Annotated in this window: 2 protein-coding genes; one reads left to right on the top strand and one right to left on the bottom strand. The window is 76.9% G+C overall.

The window, feature by feature from the left end; all coding sequences use genetic code 11:
- On the top strand, positions 1-1,308 hold a 1,308-nt coding region (locus tag AOK23_RS43700; protein WP_055717892.1), incomplete at its 5' end, for an aminotransferase class I/II-fold pyridoxal phosphate-dependent enzyme.
- On the opposite strand, the gene AOK23_RS43695 is transcribed toward AOK23_RS43700, so the two are convergent.
- Positions 1,214-2,143 (bottom strand): hypothetical protein, encoded by a 930-nt coding sequence (locus AOK23_RS43695; protein WP_107103016.1) that lies wholly within the window; start codon positions 2,141-2,143, stop codon positions 1,214-1,216. The two genes, AOK23_RS43700 and AOK23_RS43695, sit on opposite strands and share 95 nt — an antisense overlap.
- Between the last annotated feature and the right edge of the window lie 151 nt (positions 2,144-2,294).

Genomic DNA, 2,294 nt, shown 5'->3' with positions numbered 1-2,294 from the left:
GGGGCCGGGCGGGCGCTGGCGGAGCCGGTCTCCTCGGCGCCGGTGAACATGGAGCTCAACTACCCTTCCGTGCCCGGTCAGGCGGAGCTGCTGGCGGCCGGCCTCGCGCCGCTGCTGCGGACGGATGCGCTGGGGGAGGCGCTGGGCCTGGTTCCGGCGAACGGTACGGGCGCGGCGCGCGAGGCGGCGGCCGGGCTGCTCGCGATGTCCGGCTGGCGTCCGGAACCGGAGCGGTTCCTCTTCACCGGGAACGCCCGCCAGGCCATCGCCGCCGCCCTCGCGCACCTGGTCCGGCCCGGGGGCCGCGTCGGGGTCGAGTCCCTCACGTATCCGCTGGTCAAGGAGATCGCCGGGCGGCTGGGGGTGACGCTGGTACCGCTCGCGACGGACGGGGAGGGGCTGCGGCCCGACGCGGTGGCCGCGGCGCACCGGGCGGCCCCCCTGTCGGCGGTGTACGTGCAGCCGACCCTCCACAACCCGACGTCCACGACGATGCCGCACGAACGCCGCGCCGAACTGGCTTCGGTGGTGCGGGAGTTGGACCTGCCGGTGGTGGAGGACCGGATCTGGGCGTTCCTGGCGGGCGCGGGCGCGGAGGCCGGTGTGGGCCAGGGCGCGGACCCGGGTGCGGGCGAGGACGAAGGCGGAGGCGCGGGCGAAGGCGCGGGGCAGACCGCGGAGGCGTCACGGGGGTGCGTCGGTGGTGCGTTGCCGTTGGCGGCGTACGCGCCGGAGCGGGTGTATGTCGTGGACGGGCTGTCCAAGCGGGTGGCGCCGGGGCTGACCGTCGGGTTCCTCGTGGTGCCCGAGGGGCGGGCCGAGGAGGCCGGGGACGCGCTGCGGTCCGGGGGATGGGCCGCGGGGAGGTTCGCCCTGGAGGCGGCGGTGCGGTGGATCGCGGACGGGACGGTCGCCCGGCTGGTCGCCGCGAAGCGCGAGGACGCGGCGGCCCGGCAGCGGCTCGTGCGCGAGGGCCTCGCCGGGTTCGCCGTACGGGGGGACGCGCGCGCCTACTACGCCTGGTGGGAACTGCCGGAGCCCTGGCGGGCCGACACGTTCTGCGCGGCGGTGGCGGAACGCGGGGTGGCGGTGACACCGGGACCGGCGTTCAGCGTGCCCGCGGTCGCGTCGGGGGTGTCGGTGGCATCGGCGTCGGCGCTGTCGGACGCGGGGCGGCCGGTGCGGATGGCGGGGCGGGCCCAGGTCAGCCCCTTCAACTGCGTCCGGCTGGGACTTGCGTCGGTGGGTCCGCGGGAGCTGGCGGAGGCGTTGGTGGTGCTGGGGGACGTCGCCCGAGGAGGCCGGTGAGCCAGGCCGCGGCGGCCACGGTGGCACCGAGGGCGAGGAGGCCCCAGGTGACGGTGCGCAGGGTGGCGGTGAGGGCGTCGTAGACGGCGCCGGCGGCCGCCGGGGAGACGTCCGGCGGCAGGTCGGCGAGCGTGAGATGGCGGCCGAGGGCGACGGCGACCCCGAGCAGGGCCCCACCGAGCGCCGTGCCGAGCCCCGTCGCGCACACCGCACGACGGCGCCGGGTGGCGATCAGGATCCCCGCCGTGGCCAGTACGAGCGCACCGACCGGCAACCAGAACGCGGCGACTTCGAGCATGCGATATCCCTTCCGCAACTGGACGAGTTCCTCCGCCGACAGCACCGTGACCTCGGTGTGTGCGACCGGGATGCGATGGGCGAACGGCACGTGGTCGCGGGCGAGTTGACGCTTGACCCGTTCGCCGACCGGCGCCAGGTCGATGGTCACCGGCCCGGCCCCGTGCCCGCTGCCGCCGGCGCTCTCCGCGCGGACCGCCCGCAGCACCGCGTCGTGGGCCGCCCGGTTGGCCGTGTGCCATGCCGTACGGAACGCCTCGGTCCGGGTGAACGACCGGGCCGCGTCGTGCGTGAAGTCCCGTACGGGCTCGCGCAGCGGCGGCCGGACCCGCACGTCGCGCATGATCCCGGTGGCGACCGCGTCCGCGAGGGCCTCCCGTACGTCGGGGTCGGCGGCGAGCGGCGCGGTGACGGCCTCGTAGCGGGCCCGGTCGCCGAGCTCGTACGTCGCCCACGCCGCCAGCGCGCCCACCGGCGCGAGCAGGCAGGCGAGCAGGATCAGCGCGGTCGACAGGGGGCCGCGAGCACGAGGGAACACCCCCTCAGGCAAGTCCCCCGGCGGCGCCCGCGCGAGCGCTGACGCCGCGTCTGACTGCGAATGGCCCCCCAGGACAAGCCGAACGGCTGCCGCCGGCCCACGGGGGGCGCCTCATGACTCGGGGGTGCGTGGTTCGTTGGCGGGTGCGGGT

It is taken from the genome of Streptomyces torulosus (genome assembly GCF_001419765.1).
Classification (GTDB): domain Bacteria; phylum Actinomycetota; class Actinomycetes; order Streptomycetales; family Streptomycetaceae; genus Streptomyces; species Streptomyces torulosus.
Note: the sequence above shows the minus strand (reverse complement) of the source record. Positions and strands in the feature narration are given on the sequence as shown.